A 17,289-nucleotide genomic window follows, 5' to 3' on the forward strand; every position below is an offset into this window, starting at 1 on the left:
ACCCAAGTTCAAGGCTTGGGTCACAGTAAGTGCTTTAGTTATTTCCAGCTGCTTTTGTATAATCTTCTCCCAGCCATTTTTTACTTAATTTTGTCAATGTTCCGTCTTCTTTTATTTCTTTTAACGCTTTATCAACATCTTTTTGTAAACCTGTTTCATTTTTGCGAAGCATAAAATATACTTTTGAATTTGAAATAGCAGGCCCTACAACTTTTTGCTCTGCGTCCGCTTGTTTATTGACAAAGTCAACTGCAAACGGCGTACTAATCGTGGCATCCGCACGCCCTGTTTTCAGCTGCGTTTTTGTATCATCAGATCCTTGGCCTGAATAGACGATATTAATTTTATTTCCATGTTCTTTGTTATACTTATCGATTAAGTTAGCAGAATTACTCGTTGCTCCTACAATTACCTTTTTACCGTTCAAATCTTTAATTGATTTAATAGACGTATTTTTTTCGTTTACAACTACATGTAGCGGAAAGATATTATAAGGTTCTTTATTAAAAAGGAACTTTTGTTTTCTCTCTTCATTCACTTCCATCTGATGGGCTACTAAATCAATTTTGTTCGATTCTAAGCTCAAAAGTAAATTAGAAAAATCCATTGTCTTAAATTCGAACTTATAGTTTGGAAGACGTTTGTCTATTTCTTTAACAAGTTCTACGTCATACCCTGTTAGATTTCCTTTATCGTCAAGAAAGCAAATGTTCGGAAATTGCGTACCCGTTCCTACAATAATTTTTTGTACTTTGTCTTTGCTTGCGTTAGCCGCTGTTTCTTTATTTGGTGTTCCGCAAGCGGCTAGTAATAAAAGAAGTGATAAAAAGATAGCTGTCAGCTGTAGTTTTTTCATGTGTTTTGTCCCTCACTATGTCTCAAAATAATTTATTGTTTTAATGAATTAATAAAATACATGTTCCAGCTATTTAACGATTGGTGAAAAGTCTTCAATCAATTTTTCTATTTGTTCATAATCTTTTTCAATTACTCCTTTAAACTGCCCCTCGTCTCCAATTTCAACGACCGGTACATGGCGAATACCGTATTTAAATTCAAGTAAATCCCGCAAATAATCTTTTCCTTCTACATCGATACTTTCATATTGATATCCTTTCTCATGAAAATATGCTTTTAGTTCCTCGCAATGATGACAACCTTTTCGATTCCATAATAAAATCTTTACTGACATTTTGTCTCCTCTTTTCTTTTTAATTATTAATTAGCTTTTTGCAACTCTTTGTGTTTTTCTAACTCGTATCTTTCAGGATGTAAGATTTTCCTTAAGAATACGCCTTTTCCTTCTTCTCCTTGATCGACTTCAAAAAAACGTTCGTACCCTTTCCTTTCATACATAGGAATCAACCACGGATGTCGATCAGAAGTAGCCAATGTAACGGCAGGTTCCCCCAATTGATCCCGAATAATTGTTTCTTCAACCCATGTTAAGAGTTTAGAACCTACTCCTTTCTTTTTAACCAAAGGATCTACCGCAAACCACCATAAGAAAGGCCAGTTCGTTATTTCTTTATACGTTCTTGCTGTAATCGTAGCTACGATTTTTTTATCACTTTCCAGCACGTAGCAACGGCTGTTTTGAATGTTTTCTTTTACAAGTTCAATCGTTGCCGTTGCGGCTGGAAACTTAATTCCTAGCTCTCGAATCGGCTCGTATGCTCGAAGTGTTAAATTCAACAGTTCTTCAGCATCTTCTACGGTTGCTAATCGAAATAATTCACTCATTTTCTCCACCTCATTTTATAAATGATTGAAGAGATAGACCTGCTTTATAAATCAGCTCATCCACCGCTTCCTTTAAACGACTTTTAGCATTCATATTGTTGATGCCTGCAAAAGACACGTATTCATGCAGCAGAAAAAGACTGCTGAGCCAATAAGGTCTACCTAAAAAAGACGCTAAAAGTTTTAAATCATATTTAGCTTTTAGTAAAGAATTCACATTTTCCCCAACAAGAATCGGCAGAAGTATTTTTTTATGCAATAAATCTTCCGGCAATACTTTTGTTAGTTGTTCAAAAGACTGTACGTATGTTTCATTTACTCCAGATAACAGAACGACAATACTTTTAGCTTGGTTCACTTTTGAAATGAATACCTTTACTTCTTTCTGAGCTTCCTCCGTTAAAGCGTGTACATCATGATACAAAATAGCTTCTGCGTGCACTCCTTTTGAGGTTAAGCAAGCTTCTAGCTCATCTTTTACTGAAGCTATTTGTTGATAATTATGAGAGCTTCCGTTATATAAAATACATACATCGCTCACTTTCTTCCCCTCCTTTTTATAGCAAAAAGGCTCCTGGAGTTTACTCAGGAGCCTTTGGTAGACCAATCAGCTTTAACTGTTTGTTTGATAAAACTGGAGAATGAAGTGAAGTGTCTTTGAAACATACTCACTTAATTCTTATTTATCCAAGTTGTTTTATCGGCTTTTCTGTTTGATGATTCAACTATATAGCCTCAAAATGGCAAAGTCAACTTATTTTTTTAAAAATATTTTTCTTTTAAAAAACTCTTTTCATTTGGAAAATCCTTTGCTAAAATAAATCCCAATTATTCTTACCTTTTTTATCAACTTTAAGGAGTGTTTTCATTGAAATTAAGTATTTTAGATCAAAGCCCACGTTATGAGGGTGAGCGTGCTGAAGATGCATTTCAGCATACCATTCAATTAGCTCAGCTAGCAGAAGAACTTGGTTACCATCGCTTTTGGGTAGCCGAGCATCACGACTCTGAACATGTTGTAGGATCATCACCTGAAGTGTTAATTTCTCACCTACTCGCTAAAACGCATCATATCCGTATTGGTTCAGGGGGCGTTATGCTTCAGCATTACAGCCCTTATAAAGTAGCAGAAAATTTTAATGTTTTAGCCTCATTATCTCCAAATCGCATCGATCTTGGAATCGGTAGAGCACCAGGAGGACTACCTCATTCTACTCAAGCCTTACAACAAAACTCTCAGCCCACTAAGTCCTTAACAGACAAACTGATAGAACTTAAACAATACCTAAACGATACGCTGCCGGAAGATCACCCTCTTTACGGTTTAAAAGCCTATCCAAGGCCGGAAAAAGCAGCAGATATGTTTTTACTGGGAGCAAGTGCTTCAAGCGCAGAGCTTGCGGGTTCATTAAACCTTCCTTATGTATTTGCTCAATTCATTAATGGTGATCAAAAAGTGCTAGAAGAAGCGATTTCTGTCTATAATCAGCACGTTTCATCTCGCGCACGCTCGCTTGTCGTTGCCCTTTCCGTCATCGTAGCGGATACCGTAGAAGAAGCAAAAGCATTAGCATCCAGCACAAAAATATTTAAAGTATACTTACAAAATGGTAAGTCCGCTACATTAGGCTCCAAAGAAAAAGCGGAAGAATTTGGTCAGCAGTCCAAAGAAAGCTATCAAATTGAAGAAAAAGAAGCCAACGTCATATACGGTACAAAAGAAACCGTTCGTCAAAAGCTTAAAGCTTTGAAGCAGTCATTTTCTATTGATGAATTTATTATTCTTACTGCTATTCAAGATTTTGAACAAAAAAAGCGGTCTTATACGCTCTTAAAAGAAGCTTTCAGTGAAGGAGATGCTCAGAAAACTAATCACACTTTAGCTGCTTACTAATCTAGAAGCTGGGACAAATAAATTTTAGTTGAAGTAAAACGCGAACTAATAATCAAAATTTCCGATTATTAGTTCGTGTTTTTTTATCATTAAAATGGACGTAGCTTTCATGTGTTTAGTTGCTTCTAGCTGGTGGTTGGAGGACAAGACAGAGACCCCTGCAGGAAAAGCGGAAGGGATGAGACCCCGCAGGAGCGTATGCGACGAGGAGGCTCATCCCCCGCGGAAAGCGAAGTCTTGCACGGAAATCAACAGCGGTGTAACAAGTCATCCATACTAGATCATTTATCTCATTTGTTCGTCTATAGATCCGAGTGATTTCGTTATATCTCAATTTCTTTGTTTCATCTACTTACGAGGAGTTCAAACAAAGTATACGCATGCTTCTTTTTTTCAAAAAATCATTAAATTGAATCGAACGTTTTTTTATAGTACCATATGAAGATATGAGTCTAGTAAAAGAAGGGAATTTACACATATGCCTTACAAAATGATTGTTTTAGATTTGGATGATACACTATTATGCGATGATCACACTATTTCTCCGCGCACGAAAGAAGCATTAATGAACGCGCAAGAATCAGGAGTAAAAGTTGTACTTGCTTCTGGACGACCAACTTACGGAATGGTTCACATTGCGAAAGAGCTAGAATTAGAAAAGTACGGAAGCTTTATTTTATCGTTTAACGGGGCAAAAATTATTAATTGCTTAACAAATGAAGAGCTATTTAGCAGCACATTATCTCCGAGAACCGTTGCACGTCTCAACGATATTAGCCGCGAAGAAGGCGTTTTAATTCATACGTACGTTGGAGATGAAATTATAACAGAAGTAGAAAATAAATTTACGGATATTGAAAGTGACATTACAGGTCTGCCGATCCGTGTTGTTTCATCTTTTACTGATGCCGTTACAGAACCTGTTGTAAAAGTACTCATGCTTGCAGAACCGGAAATGCTGGTTCACGTTGAAAAGAAACTTCAAAAGCAGCTTCAAGGAGAGCTAAGCGTAATGCGCTCTAAACCATACTTCCTTGAATTTACAGAAGAAGGCGTCACAAAAGGGACAAGTCTCCACTTATTAATTCAACAGCTTGGCATTACACGCGATGAAGTGATCGCCATTGGCGACAGTTATAATGATCTTGCCATGATTGAATTTGCTGGACTTGGCGTAGCAATGGGAAATGCTCCTGAAGATATTAAAGAAAAAGCCAACCACGTAACAGATACAAACATGAACGACGGTGTGGCAAAAGTTGTGGAAGAATTTATCTTAAAACCCGTTAGCGTTTCATAAGACAAAAAAAGCAGCTCGTACGAACCGAGCTGCTTTTTTGTTCTGATTTTATACTCCTAAAAGTTTCATAAGAAGCGTAGCTAAAATAACAGTAGAAGCGCCTCCAAGTCTTGTTGCTACTTGAGCAAATGGCATAAGTGACATACGGTTGGAAGCTGATAAAATCGCTACATCTCCCGTACCTCCTAAACCGCTGTGACAGCCGGTTACAATGGCAGCATCCACTGGATGCATTTTCATCATTTTACCTACAAAATAACCCGTTGCTACCATAGCAATAACAACTGCAGCACATACAACTACATAGCCTGGTGTAACAATTTTCACTACATCTTCAAGAGGAATATACAAAATTCCTAGCCCCACCATTAACGGCCATGTTAAGCTCGTAGAAATGAATTTGTACATATGGTAAGCACCTTGCTCCATCTTAGCAGGCATTACTTGTAAACATTTGACTAGCGTTGCCGCTACGATCATTAAGACTGGACCTGGAATTCCTAAAAACTTATGTGCTAAGCCTCCGAAAATAAAGAAACTACATGCAATTAAAAGGCCTGCACCCATTAACGAAAAATCTACTGGCTTATTGATGTTTGTTTCTTCTGAAATTCCATCTCCACCTTTTGTCTTTACAAGAACTCCGTTACCTGTTAATTCTGGCTTTTTCTCTCCAAGACGTTTCATTAAGCCGGCACACACAATCGCAACGATGTTTCCAATAACAGCAGCTGGAATCATTTGCGACACAAAAGATTCTGCTGAACTACCTAAAATTTGAGAATAAGCAAGTGAAAGCGGTAAAATACCTTCACCAATCCCTCCTCCAATGATTGGTACAACAATGTAGAAAAATGTATGTTTTGCTCCGTAACCAAATAACGTCCCAACAGCTACCCCTGCAGCTACAGCGGCTAGCGTACCTAATACAAGCGGTACAAACATACGTGTAAAGCCTTGAATTAAAACTTTGCGGTTCATACCAAGGATACTTCCGGCTACTAAACAAGAAATATAAAGGTATAAAAAGTTTGATGTTTTCATCAAAGTTGTTACCGCTTCCATAGATGCGGGATTTAAAACATTATAAAAAACTAATACGGAAGGTACAAGCAGCGATAAAATAGCTGGTCCGCCAATATCTTTTAAAATCGGAATTTTTAATCCTAAATCACCAAGCAGCATTCCCATTACCATAATAATTGCAAATCCGCCAATCATATCTGGAGGAAGCTCGTTGTAAACGGCCGCGCCATATACAATTAAGGCAAGTAACACATATAGCGGCAGAGGAATAACTCCTACTTTAATATTGTTGATGCGCTTCCAAAATCCTTTGTTTTTAGGCTGTGAATCTTGAGTAAACGTTTCCAATTTACGTGCTGTATTCATGTCATAACCCCCTGTGGTTCTAATATAGAGAATCATACACAAGTTTAAAAAAACTATATACGTTATGTAACTTAAGAATTCTTTTTGTAACTAAAAAAAGCACAGCTTCTTTTTTGAGAAGCTGTGCTTTTTCTATCTAAAAATTAAGCATTTACTGTTTCTAAAGCTTTAATTTCTTTGTATGTTGGTTCCCACATTGCTGCTTTCACTGCTGCTTTAACGTCTGATGGAACTTCTTTTGCAACTCCATCTTTAATCGCTGCGTTAGCAACTGCTAAAGCAACGTTATATGATACTTCACGTAATTCTTCTACGCGCGGTAGTAATGAAGCACCTGGTTTGCTGCTGTCTACCATCTCAGCTACAGCGTGTGCACATGCTGCGAACATGCTGTCTGTAATAACTTCTGCTTTTACCACGATTGATCCAAGACCAAGACCTGGGAAAACAAAAGCATTATTAGATTGACCAATTTCATATTCTACACCATCGTATTTAACTGGTTCAAATGGACTGCCAGTTGCTACAAGTGCTTTTCCTTCTGTCCAATTTAATAAGTTTTCAGGAGTAGCTTCCGCAAGCGGAGTTGGATTTGACATTGGTAAAATAGCTGGGCGTTCTACATGCTTCGCCATTTCTTTTACGATTTCTTCTGAGAATGCGCCTGCTACACCAGACGTACCAATTAAGATTGTTGGCTTAACTTGTCTGACAACTTCTAAAAGAGAAATTTTGTCTTCTTCACGGTTCCAGTCCTTCACTTCTTCTGCTTTTCGTGCATAAGGCGTTTGGAAACCTAATAAGTCGTCCATGTCATCTGTTAAAAGGCCTCGGAAATCAACTGCCCAGAAGTTTTTGTATGCTGCTTCTTCTGTAATACCGTCTAATACCATCGCGTCACGAACTTGGTCTGCAATACCGATACCTGCTGTACCCGGTCCAAAGATTAAAACGCGGTGGTCACGAAGTGGCATTTTAGACACTTGAACTGCTGAGAAAATAGCGGCAAGCGTTACAGCACCTGTTCCTTGGATATCATCATTAAACGTTAGAATTTCTTTTCCGTACTTGTTAATAATGTTACGAGCATTTACATTACCGAAATCTTCCCAGTGTAACAGTGCATTAGGGAATATTTCAAGAGATTTTGAAATGAATTGATCTACGAAATGATCATAACGCTCACCGCGGATACGTTCATGACGGTTTCCGATATATAAAGGATCATTTAATAATTTTTCGTTGTTTGTTCCTACATCAAGAACAACTGGAAGTACTCTGCTTGGGTCGATTCCTGCTGCAGCTGTGTATACGGCTAATTTACCGATAGCAATATTAATACCGCCAACGCCCCAGTCACCAATTCCTAAAATACTTTCTGAATCTGTAATAACCATTAAATCAATGTCTTCACTATTTGCATCGATATTTTTAAGGGCTTCTTCAATGCCTTCTACATTATCGATTGACAAGTATACGCCACCCGGACGGCGATATTCATGGCTGTATTCTTGGATTGCTTGTCCAACTGTTGGTGTATAAACAACTGGAAGCATTTCTTTTAAGTGATCTTGCAATAAACGATAGAATAATACAGCATTACGGTTCTGTAAATCGTTTAAATACACATTCTTACCAAGGTTATCCGCCTGAGCTAAAAATTGCTCATATGCACGTTTTGCCTGCTCATCTAAAGTTAAAGTCATTGGAGGAAGTAAACCTTCTAATCCTAACGTTTTACGCTCTTCTTTTGTAAAAGCTACTCCTTTGTTTAACATTGGAGCTCCTAAAATTTCTTTCCCACGTAAAGTCGTTTCAATTGTTTCATTATCTGCAAAAAATACGTTGCGCATACGACTATCTTCCTTTCTGTAGACTTGTATGACAAGCATACAAGTTGGTTAGATTTAAGTAATTAATACCTTATATGGATATTACTCATATTATTCAAATGTCCGTTAACTTTTTATGAATAGCTTGCTAATTCATTTGACAATAGTATATTTTATGCCTATCTATTTCTGCTGTCAACTATTTTAGTAGAGCAATTTTTTAGTTATAAAGAGGTGAAAAATTCTGAATTTAATATCTTTTATCAATTTTCTTTTTATATAGGTACTAAGAACCCTCTTTATTCTATTCATCTCTTTTTGAAAGTCAAAATAATCCTTTAATATGGAAAAAATGTTTAATTATAAAAAATTTATTTTGAAATAATTTTAATTTAACTATAAAAGAATATTTTTTATTTTTTTGTCTATGCTGATTAGTGAATTACTATGAATATTTTTTCCTTTCTATCTATACATATAAACTACATAGTTCTTTTTTATAATAATGGAGGTTATTGTATGTTAAAACCAGATACAGCTATTATTTTTGGATTTCTTATCGAAGAAGCGGCCAGTCGATTAGACGATCAAGAGATTAAAGAAATTGCGGCTAAAGAGCTAGAAAATGGAGAATTGGTGTTTGAAGAAGCGAGTTATTTTTATAAACGCTTTTTTATCCCTGCTTCCTCTGAATTAAGACAAGCTCTTCGCCGAGAGGTCTTATCGCTTCATTTAACATTAAATCAAATCAAAAATGCTCATGGCAACGGATCTATGTCTAAGATTGCTCATATGCATCAAATTATTGCAGAAACTGAAAAATCAACAAACGAACTTAACAGACTTTTAAATCTTGCGTTCTATGAGGGTGAGGACGATCAGACCTACGCCTCCTTCATGAATATTTTTTCAAATAAATCATAAAAAAACCGTCCTTAAGGACGGTTTTTCTTATTGAACACCTTTCATTAAACGCTGAATTTTTGGAGAAATCATTAGCACAATTAGACCTAAAATGACCGAAACTCCGCCCAATGCAGCAAAATAAACAACTTGCGAAATGTTTTCATAGTATTGAACAAGCTGAGCATTGATTGCCTGCGCCGCTGCGCTTGTTAGGAACCATAAACTCATCGTCTGAGCAGAAAACGCTGCAGGTGCTAGTTTTGTTGTAGTTGATAACCCTACTGGTGATAAACAAAGCTCTCCAACTACAACTAAGAAGAAGCTTAGCACTAGCCATAGCGGGCTCGCTAACGTTTCATTTCCATGAATGCTAGCCGGGATAACCATGACAAGGAAAGAAAGCCCTGCAAATAAAAGTCCTAATGAAAACTTCTTTGGTGTAGAAGGCTGTCTGTTTCCTAATTTTACCCAAACCGCTGCAAAAACTGGCGCAAACATAATAATGAATAGCGGATTTAACGATTGGAACCAGCCAACTGGAATTTTAAAACCACCATACGTTAGCTGCGTATGATCTTTTGCATACGTTGCTAAAATTGTTGACCCCTGCTCTTGAATCGCCCAGAACATTACTCCAGAGATAAAAAGAGGAATGTACGCTAATACGCGTGAACGCTCATCAGCTGTTGTCTTGGGGCTCTTATACATAACAACAAAGTAAATGATAGGAATAACAATCGCTAAAATACTTACAAATAAAATAACGCCTTCAACAGTTAAAATGCCCGCTAAAGAAGTCAGTACAATAAAGACTGCAAGTACAACTACAGCAAGTGCAATGGTACCAAAAACTTTTTTGCGTTCTTCTGGTTTTAAAGGGTTTGGAACTTGTCTGCCTGCACGACCTAGGTTTTTGCCTCTTGTAGCCATAAATACGATTAGACCTAAAAGCATTCCTACTGCCGCGATTCCAAAACCTAAGTGGTAGTTATACTTTTCACCTATTGTTGAAACAACTAGCGGCGCGATAAATGCTCCGGCATTTACACCCATATAGAAGATACTAAATCCAGCATCTCGACGGTTATCAGTAGGGCTATACATATCACCCACAACGCTTGAAACGTTTGGTTTTAATAAACCTGTTCCGATGATAATTAAGAACATTGAAATAAACAGCGCGGTTACACCTGCTGGCAACGCAAGCACTAGATGTCCGAGCATAATAAATATACCACCGTAAAACACCGTATTAGACGTACCTAAAATGCGGTCTGCAATCCAACCGCCAATAATTCCAGACATATAAACAAGGGAACCATAAATAGAAAAGATCGCTAAAGCGGTTCCTTGTTCCATTCCTAATCCACCGTTTGCAATTGTATCGTACATGTACAATACAAGTAGCGCACGCATTCCATAGTATGAAAAACGCTCCCAGAATTCTGTAAAGAACAAGGTAAATAACCCTTTAGGATGTCCGAAGAATCCTTTTTGAGGAACTGTTTCATACACTTTTTCTCTCTCTACCGACATATTCCTTAACCTCTCTTTCAACCGTAAACCATCATAGACAAAACTGTCAAAAAATTATGATGATATAAAAAAATAGAAACAAGAAAATTTTATTCTTATAAAATGATTCTGTCAATATCAGAATTTTACAATGAGTGCATAAAATACGATTTTCCATTATAAAATTGCACCTATAAAAAGCTTTAAATCAAGATTTCTTTTCTTAAAATATCTTTTTGAAAATTTTTTTATACAAAACCCTTGATTACAAAGCATCTGATTATCTACTTTTCATACAACCAGATAATATTTTTCTTTTTGGAAATTTTTTCTCCATATTAAAAAAGAAGCTTTATTATTTTTTTATTATGCTTCCCTCAACCAAAAATATATTTTTTCAGAATAATAAAAACCTCTTTAGAAATGTCTCTTTTGTTATAGTAGATACTCATTCTTCTCCTATGTATTACCTTTAATATAAGTCATCCTCATTTTTTTATGTAAAAAAAGAGATAAAAGGTTTATTTTTTATCTCTTTTTTCACTGTACCTACAATTTTACGTATTCACCGTTTACCATTTGTCCTTTGTGAAGAGGAAACACACCTTCTTCTTTATTGTATACAATCGTTCCTCTATTAATAGTGGTTAAAATAACGCTATTAAATACCGTTCCTTCATATATACTGTGCTTATGTTTGAAAACCATTCCTTCTTTTGTCACTTTTTCAGTTTGATCCAGATCAACGATAACCAAATCCGCATCCGACCCTAGCAAAATGCTTCCTTTTTTAGGATATAAACCGAATCGTTTAGCTGGATTGGTTGATACAAGCTTTGAAATGTGAGAAAGAGAAATCCCTCTAGTGATGGCTCCCTCACTAATCATTGCTTGCAAAGAGTACTGACCGCCTGATATTCCACCCCAAACTTTAAATAAATCATTCTGATGAGCTGTTTTTAACTCAATTGGACAAGGAGAATGATCCGAAGAAATCATATCTACCTCCTCTGATTGAATACAAGCCCATAATTTTTCTTTTTGACTCCTGCTGCGAAGAGGAGGTGCACACTTAGCCGTTACGCCAATTTCTTCAAAGTCTTCCTCTGTAAAAAGTAAATAATGCGGACAAGTTTCCAGCGTAACGTTCATTCCATTCTTCTTTGCTTCCGTAATAAGCCGCACTGCTTCATAGCTGCTAATGTGCACAAAGTGAAGTGGACATCCCGTTTCTTCACCGTACTCAAGCGCTTGCTTTACTGCGTTTACTTCTGCTACAACCGGTCGCGTTTCTAAATAATCTTTAATAGCAGTTTGCTTTTGCTTCTGTTTAGCCTGTTCAAGCTTTTGTATTAAGTCATTTCTTTCAGCATGCAGGGCAAGCACTTTATTTAGTTTTGCAATCTCTTTCATTCCTTCGTATAATGTGAGGTCATCTGAGAAATCAAATTCAGAACCGGCTTCTGACATAAATGCTTTAAAACCTATTACACCCGAATGAGCCATTTTGGCTAATTCTTCTTTATTACCAGGAACCACCCCTCCCCATAGACCATAATCTACTACTGACTTTTGATCAGCCAGCTTTTTCTTTTCCCACAGCGCTGCTTCTGTTACGGTAGGAGGAACGCCGTTTAAAGGCATATCAAAATATGTAGTGCAGCCTCCCGCAGCCATAGATGCTGAACCGTAGTCAAACCCTTCCCAATGGTCTCGGCTCGGTTCATCAAAATGCACGTGAATATCAATCATTCCAGGCAGAACATATTTGCCTTTAGCATCTACGTATTTTTTTGCTGGTGTGCTAACACCTTGCACTATTTCTGCAATCTTTCCTTTTTTAATCCCTATATCCGCTTTTACTATTTCGTCTTCTAATACGACCGAACCATCCCGAATAATTAAATCGTACATGTTATCAAACTCCCCTTTATTTAACTACTCCATCTTCTTATTAAACGAAGCAGTCTGCTATTGTTCTATCATGCACTGTTTCCTTTAAAAAGTCTTTATCCTTGTAAAGAAACCTGACACATAGACTGGTTATTACGCTAGTAAATATAACTGAATTATCTGATTTTTACACTCACCATTTTGTCTAAACTTTTCTTTTTTATTTGGTCACTTTCACTAACTAAAAAGAGATTAAGACACAACCAAATCAACAGCTAGAAGCAACTACATACATGAAATCTACGTTCACCCTAAACATAAAAAAACCGAACGAGTTTGATTCCCCATTAAGAATCAACTCGTTCGAATCTTCTTTCAACTAATTTTTTCACAGTCTCTTTTAACTCTTTTTCACTTTTTGTGACATTGGCAACCTTACTGTAAATGTACTTCCTTTTTCTTGTTCACTTTCTACGTCAATTTTCCCTTTATGTGTTTCTACGATCCATTTAGCGATTGCTAAGCCTAGCCCATGACCTCCCATTTGACGAGATCGCGATTTGTCAGCACGATAAAAGCGGTCAAAAATCCGATCCTTTTCATCTGGATGGATCCCAACGCCCGTATCACGTACTTTTAATATACATTCACTTCCATGCTGAACTACTTGAATGTTTACACTTCCATGAGGAGTCGTATATTTAATCGCATTGTCTAACAAAATGTAAATCAGCTGAGTTAGACGCTCTTGATCTCCAGTTACTACTAATTTTTCCGGCGTATCCAGCTGCAAATCAATATGTTTAGAAATCGCTAGGGTTTCAACGGATTCCATTACCTTTTGCACCGCGTCTGTAATATCAAAGGGCATCATTGCTTTTTCTACTTTATTAGAGTCTGAGCGTGCAAGCGTAAGCAAATCACTGACGAGACTCGTCATGCGCTTCACTTCAGCTTTCATATTATTGATTAATTTTTTAGAAAAAGGATCTTCTGTTACTTCCTCCTGCATTTCTAAAGCGTTGATAGAAGAAAGCATAACGCTAAGCGGCGTTCTTAACTCATGGGATGCATCCGCCACAAACTCTTTTTGCTTTTGGAAAGCTGTTTCAATTGGAACCATAGCCCGTTTTGACATTAAGCGGCTAATATAAATGGCTACTCCTACAAACAGTACGGTAAGGCTTAACATAATAATAAGGAGCCACTTTAACAGCTGATAAAGAAATGAAACGTCTTTTCCAATATAAAGCATCCCTAAAAATTGACCTTTATAAAAAATAGGTTCACCCGCCATCATCAAATCAATATCTATTTTGCCTTCCCCGTTTTGCCCTTTTACTCCTTCAATGTGTTCGAAACTAGGACGCGGGGCTTTTATTCGTTCTTTCCTCACTTCATTTTCAATAGGGATCCACCCATCAATTAAATCTAATAAGTTAGAGCGAAGCCGCTCGCTCGCTTCGTTTCCCATAATAAGGTCCCCTTCAGGACTGATTACATAATAAAAAAATTGATCTTCACCAGCTACGACAATGTTTTTGTACTCTTCTTTTGACTGTTGATTGGAGCTGTTTATCGCTTGTTTAATTAAGATGCTTTGGACAATTCGGGACTCTTGCTTTAGCATGCTATTTAAGTTTTGCTGCTGACTATTGGATACAACCACATATACCAATGCATAAACAATAAACACGAATAATAGCAAAAACAGCATTAGTAATGCGCTATATCGGAATGTTAAACGATTTTGCGTCTGGCTGAATAAATCTTGCTTTACTTTTTGTTTTACTTTCTGTTTAGCTCTTGTAAGGAGTTTAGCTTTCAATTTTGTAGCCTACTCCGCGAATGCTTTGAATAAGATCCTGTTTGTTAAATTTCTCTAGTTTTTTTCGCAAAAGTTTAACCGTCGCATCAATCGTTTTAATGGAAACATCTGATTCATATCCCCATACCCGGTCTAAAATAATATCTCGAGAAAGAACTTGTCCTTTGTTTTTCACTAAAAAATCTAGGAGTTGAAATTCACGAGGACTTAATTGAATAAACTCCTCGTCAAACTGTACGGTTTGACTTGCTCTTTTTAATATCATGCTGGCAATCTCTACTTCTTCTTCTAAAATCGGTGCATAATTACGACGAGACAAAGCACGAAGCCTTGCAAGCAGCTCGTCAATTTCAAATGGCTTAATAACGTAATCATCCGCTCCCGCATCTAAGCCTTGTATACGATCTTGAACCGCATCTTTTGCTGTTAACATAAGAATAGCTCCGGCGTATCCTTCTTTTCTTAGACGTTTACATACATCGATTCCGTCGCCATTGGGCATCATCCAGTCAAGAATTAACACATCATAATGCGCTTCAGATGCATAATCATATGCATCATTCCCTTCCGTCACCCATTCGACGTTATAGCCTCCTTTTTTCTTTAGCATATAACTAACTAATTCACCTAGCTGCAAATCATCTTCTGCTAGCAGTACATTCATTCCGCGTAACTCCTTCCTTCGATACATTTCGCTGCATCCTTTTGTTTACTTTATTATACAAAAAGAATCAGCAGAAACAAGCTGCCTCTACTGATCTCTTTTCATTTTAAATTCCCTTAGCTATACTCAGCAGGGGCGTAAACTGCTGTTCAGCAGTTTGCGTCTTTTGTACTCTTTATGAATGCCTAACGATTTGATTTGAATATGAAGGATTTGATCCATTAACAGTTTCTGTGACCTTTACAACACGCCGGCATATCTCAGCTCGTACACCTCTGTGCTTCAATTGCTCGACGATTTTTTCTAACTTACTATAAGACGCTGTTTGTTTCATATCCATCCCCTCATTTCGTTAAGGTATTATTTATGAATCAAGTTTGTTTGTAATATCATACTTTTTCTTTAGCTTTTGTAACCATGTTGGATACTCTGTTTGGTATTTTTGATCAAGCAGCGTTTGCTTGATTTTTGCTTTACTATTTTCATATGTTGCTTTTTGCGCTTCTTTTTTGCCTGTTACTTTAATAATGTGATAACCGTATTCTGTTTTAACTGGATCACTTACTTCATTTACCTTCATTGAAAATGCTTTGTTGGCAAAAGCTTCGACCATATCACCTTTTTTGAAATATCCAAGGTCTCCGCCATTTGATTTAGAAGCTGTATCTGTTGAGTATTCTTTTGCTAACTTCGCAAAATCTTCTCCTTTATCAAGCTTTGCCTTTACTTCTTTCGCTGTTTTTTCGTCTGCTACTAAGATATGACTAGCTTTCACCTGTGCTTCTGTAGCTAGTGAATCTTTATTTTGATTAAAGTACGATTTCATTTCACTATCTTTAATATTAATAGTCGACTCGACCATTTTTTTTGCTTCAATATTCGTCTTTAAATCTTTTTTCAGCTCTGACAATTTTACACCGCTAGATGCTAATGCTTGATTTAATGCATCTTCTCCCCCGTACTGACTTTTAAGGTTTTCTAATTCAGCATTAATTTCTTTATCGGTTACTTTAATATTTTGTTTAGCTGCTTCTTTTGAAATAACTTTTTGTTCAATCAGTGAATCAAGGACACTTGATCCTCCTTGAGCAAGAAGAGCATCGTACAGCTGATCTTTTGTGATTTTTTCATCACCAACGGTAGCAACCACCTTTGATTTATTCATTGCTACGGCACCAATAGCTACTGCAGCAATAATCACAACGGCTGCAATAATTATAATTATTTTGTTTTTAGACATCGTTAAACTCCTTTTCCATTTCTCATTACTTACCTAAACTTAAACTTTTGCGCCTTGGTAACGGTTTAAGCTCAATTAAAGGTCTTGCAATAGTAGATACGTATTTACTCGACAACAACCACGCCACTCCACAAGCTCCAATTAGAAGAATACTGTATCCTTGTACACTTTCTATCCAGTCTCCAAAAGAAGATAGGCGGATATATTTAATCAGAAACCCATGTAGCAGATATACATAAAAGGTTTGAGTACCTCGAGATGTAAAGGACATCGTTTGTGTAGGGATCAAAGCTAGAAAGGAAATCGTCATTGCTAAGCTGATGCTATAAAATAGCGTACGAATGGTCATTCCCTCTAATTGATTTACACCTAAAGAGGCATAAGATTTTGAACCAAATAACCACTCTTTCTCAAAATCCGGTGCTATATACTGAATCCATAGAGCAATAATCAGCAAAGTGCCTCCAGCTACTTTTTTGCAAGAAACAGACTTCAACTTTTTAAAATGTTTTTTTTTCATATAAAATCCTGCTAAGAAGAAGGGAAAGAACACAAAGGTTCTAGAAAGGCTTAACGTTGTTTCCAGCGGTTCACATAAGCCAATCATAATTCCTAAAACTGCCGCAACGGCTAAAGGATATTTGATTTTTGTAAAAATGAACAACATCGCGTTCCAACAAAATAAACTCAACAAAAACCATAGCGACCAAGCTGGCTGAAACACTGAAACTTCGAATGTGGATTCATCATACAGTTTATAGTCGTATACCGCATAGATAAGTTGAAAAATAATATAAGGAAGTAATACTTTCTTCGCCATCTTCCACATATATCCTTTTTTTCGGTATCCCTTTGCAAAATAGCCGCTTATTAAAATAAACGCTGGCATATGAAAGGTGTAAATAAATATGTAGAGCGTTCGTAGCCACTGTTCATCATTGATGAAGGGAGTTAACAAATGGCCAAACACTACTAATACAATTAAGATAAATTTTACATTATCAAAATACGCATCCCGCTTAGCCATTTGACCTCCTCCTTTCTTTCGCGTTCTACGGATCTGTACGACGTGCTGCTGCGAA

Annotated in this window: 16 protein-coding genes; 3 read left to right on the forward strand and 13 right to left on the reverse strand. The window is 36.8% G+C overall.

Translation table 11 applies throughout. The features are described from left to right. Positions 1 to 34 precede the first annotated feature (34 nt). The 4 genes from AC4NPH_RS04835 to AC4NPH_RS04850 all read right to left on the reverse strand — a co-directional run bounded on the left by AC4NPH_RS04835 (position 35) and on the right by AC4NPH_RS04850 (position 2,284). Positions 35 to 856 (reverse strand): amino acid ABC transporter substrate-binding protein, encoded by an 822-nt coding sequence (locus AC4NPH_RS04835; RefSeq protein WP_013056768.1) that lies wholly within the window; start codon positions 854 to 856, stop codon positions 35 to 37. A gap of 69 nt (positions 857 to 925) precedes the next feature. Then, positions 926 to 1,192 carry a glutaredoxin family protein gene (locus AC4NPH_RS04840; RefSeq protein WP_491938614.1) on the reverse strand — a complete coding sequence of 89 codons (267 nt, stop codon included), beginning with the start codon at positions 1,190 to 1,192 and terminating at the stop codon, positions 926 to 928. Between the two features lie 26 nt (positions 1,193 to 1,218). Further along, positions 1,219 to 1,743 carry a GNAT family N-acetyltransferase gene (locus tag AC4NPH_RS04845; RefSeq protein ID WP_013056766.1) on the reverse strand — a complete coding sequence of 175 codons (525 nt, stop codon included), beginning with the start codon at positions 1,741 to 1,743 and terminating at the stop codon, positions 1,219 to 1,221. A 10-nt stretch (positions 1,744 to 1,753) separates the two neighbouring features. Next, on the reverse strand, positions 1,754 to 2,284 hold the full coding sequence (locus tag AC4NPH_RS04850; RefSeq protein ID WP_013056765.1) for a hypothetical protein: 531 nt from the start codon (positions 2,282 to 2,284) through the stop codon (positions 1,754 to 1,756). 327 nt (positions 2,285 to 2,611) lie between these two features. Between AC4NPH_RS04850 and AC4NPH_RS04855 the strand changes: the two genes are divergently transcribed. Both AC4NPH_RS04855 and AC4NPH_RS04860 read left to right on the forward strand, forming a co-directional pair. Further along, positions 2,612 to 3,637 (forward strand): LLM class flavin-dependent oxidoreductase, encoded by a 1,026-nt coding sequence (locus AC4NPH_RS04855; RefSeq protein ID WP_013056764.1) that lies wholly within the window; start codon positions 2,612 to 2,614, stop codon positions 3,635 to 3,637. A gap of 478 nt (positions 3,638 to 4,115) precedes the next feature. Beyond that, positions 4,116 to 4,937, forward strand: coding sequence for a Cof-type HAD-IIB family hydrolase (locus AC4NPH_RS04860; protein WP_013056763.1), 822 nt, complete (start codon positions 4,116 to 4,118; stop codon positions 4,935 to 4,937). Between the two features lie 48 nt (positions 4,938 to 4,985). Here the strand turns inward: AC4NPH_RS04860 and AC4NPH_RS04865 are convergent, their stop codons facing one another. Then, positions 4,986 to 6,329: a 2-hydroxycarboxylate transporter family protein gene (locus AC4NPH_RS04865; protein WP_029321404.1), complete on the reverse strand. Its 1,344-nt coding sequence runs from the start codon at positions 6,327 to 6,329 to the stop codon at positions 4,986 to 4,988. A gap of 143 nt (positions 6,330 to 6,472) precedes the next feature. Beyond that, positions 6,473 to 8,182 carry an NAD-dependent malic enzyme gene (locus AC4NPH_RS04870; protein ID WP_055991291.1) on the reverse strand — a complete coding sequence of 570 codons (1,710 nt, stop codon included), beginning with the start codon at positions 8,180 to 8,182 and terminating at the stop codon, positions 6,473 to 6,475. A 498-nt stretch (positions 8,183 to 8,680) separates the two neighbouring features. Between AC4NPH_RS04870 and AC4NPH_RS04875 the strand changes: the two genes are divergently transcribed. After that, positions 8,681 to 9,085, forward strand: a complete 405-nt coding sequence (locus tag AC4NPH_RS04875) for a hypothetical protein (RefSeq protein ID WP_013056760.1) — start codon at positions 8,681 to 8,683, stop codon at positions 9,083 to 9,085. Positions 9,086 to 9,112: 27 nt separating this feature from the next. Here AC4NPH_RS04875 and AC4NPH_RS04880 read toward each other — a convergent pair whose 3' ends face one another. From AC4NPH_RS04880 to AC4NPH_RS04910, 7 genes are all read right to left on the reverse strand, one after another. Continuing rightward, positions 9,113 to 10,603 carry a peptide MFS transporter gene (locus AC4NPH_RS04880; protein WP_491938617.1) on the reverse strand — a complete coding sequence of 497 codons (1,491 nt, stop codon included), beginning with the start codon at positions 10,601 to 10,603 and terminating at the stop codon, positions 9,113 to 9,115. Between the two features lie 528 nt (positions 10,604 to 11,131). Further along, on the reverse strand, positions 11,132 to 12,496 hold the full coding sequence (locus AC4NPH_RS04885) for an allantoinase (RefSeq protein ID WP_098196412.1): 1,365 nt from the start codon (positions 12,494 to 12,496) through the stop codon (positions 11,132 to 11,134). Positions 12,497 to 12,875: 379 nt separating this feature from the next. Then, positions 12,876 to 14,303, reverse strand: coding sequence for a sensor histidine kinase (locus tag AC4NPH_RS04890; RefSeq protein ID WP_013056757.1), 1,428 nt, complete (start codon positions 14,301 to 14,303; stop codon positions 12,876 to 12,878). Beyond that, positions 14,293 to 14,967, reverse strand: a complete 675-nt coding sequence (locus AC4NPH_RS04895; RefSeq protein ID WP_013056756.1) for a response regulator transcription factor — start codon at positions 14,965 to 14,967, stop codon at positions 14,293 to 14,295. The genes AC4NPH_RS04890 and AC4NPH_RS04895 overlap by 11 nt, the downstream gene beginning before the upstream one ends. A gap of 175 nt (positions 14,968 to 15,142) precedes the next feature. Further along, positions 15,143 to 15,301, reverse strand: a complete 159-nt coding sequence (locus AC4NPH_RS04900; protein WP_014460408.1) for a hypothetical protein — start codon at positions 15,299 to 15,301, stop codon at positions 15,143 to 15,145. A gap of 30 nt (positions 15,302 to 15,331) precedes the next feature. Continuing rightward, positions 15,332 to 16,207 carry a peptidylprolyl isomerase gene (locus AC4NPH_RS04905; RefSeq protein WP_013056755.1) on the reverse strand — a complete coding sequence of 292 codons (876 nt, stop codon included), beginning with the start codon at positions 16,205 to 16,207 and terminating at the stop codon, positions 15,332 to 15,334. Positions 16,208 to 16,232: 25 nt separating this feature from the next. After that, a complete protein-coding gene (locus AC4NPH_RS04910; RefSeq protein ID WP_491938618.1) occupies positions 16,233 to 17,234 on the reverse strand; it encodes an acyltransferase family protein in 1,002 nt (333 codons plus the stop codon). Positions 17,235 to 17,289: the final 55 nt, after the last annotated feature.

This window comes from Priestia sp. MDV22-iso46 (assembly GCF_058629175.1).

Coding starts and splice junctions, on each gene's coding strand:
- AC4NPH_RS04860 (WP_013056763.1), top strand. CDS start 4,116: ATGCCTTACAAAATGATTGTTTTAGATTTGGATGATACACTATTATGC.
- AC4NPH_RS04835 (WP_013056768.1), bottom strand. CDS start 856: ATGAAAAAACTACAGCTGACAGCTATCTTTTTATCACTTCTTTTATTA.
- AC4NPH_RS04875 (WP_013056760.1), top strand. CDS start 8,681: ATGTTAAAACCAGATACAGCTATTATTTTTGGATTTCTTATCGAAGAA.
- AC4NPH_RS04880 (WP_491938617.1), bottom strand. CDS start 10,603: ATGTCGGTAGAGAGAGAAAAAGTGTATGAAACAGTTCCTCAAAAAGGA.
- AC4NPH_RS04870 (WP_055991291.1), bottom strand. CDS start 8,182: ATGCGCAACGTATTTTTTGCAGATAATGAAACAATTGAAACGACTTTA.
- AC4NPH_RS04865 (WP_029321404.1), bottom strand. CDS start 6,329: ATGAATACAGCACGTAAATTGGAAACGTTTACTCAAGATTCACAGCCT.
- AC4NPH_RS04845 (WP_013056766.1), bottom strand. CDS start 1,743: ATGAGTGAATTATTTCGATTAGCAACCGTAGAAGATGCTGAAGAACTG.
- AC4NPH_RS04900 (WP_014460408.1), bottom strand. CDS start 15,301: ATGAAACAAACAGCGTCTTATAGTAAGTTAGAAAAAATCGTCGAGCAA.
- AC4NPH_RS04895 (WP_013056756.1), bottom strand. CDS start 14,967: ATGAATGTACTGCTAGCAGAAGATGATTTGCAGCTAGGTGAATTAGTT.
- AC4NPH_RS04910 (WP_491938618.1), bottom strand. CDS start 17,234: ATGGCTAAGCGGGATGCGTATTTTGATAATGTAAAATTTATCTTAATT.
- AC4NPH_RS04885 (WP_098196412.1), bottom strand. CDS start 12,496: ATGTACGATTTAATTATTCGGGATGGTTCGGTCGTATTAGAAGACGAA.
- AC4NPH_RS04840 (WP_491938614.1), bottom strand. CDS start 1,192: ATGTCAGTAAAGATTTTATTATGGAATCGAAAAGGTTGTCATCATTGC.
- AC4NPH_RS04905 (WP_013056755.1), bottom strand. CDS start 16,207: ATGTCTAAAAACAAAATAATTATAATTATTGCAGCCGTTGTGATTATT.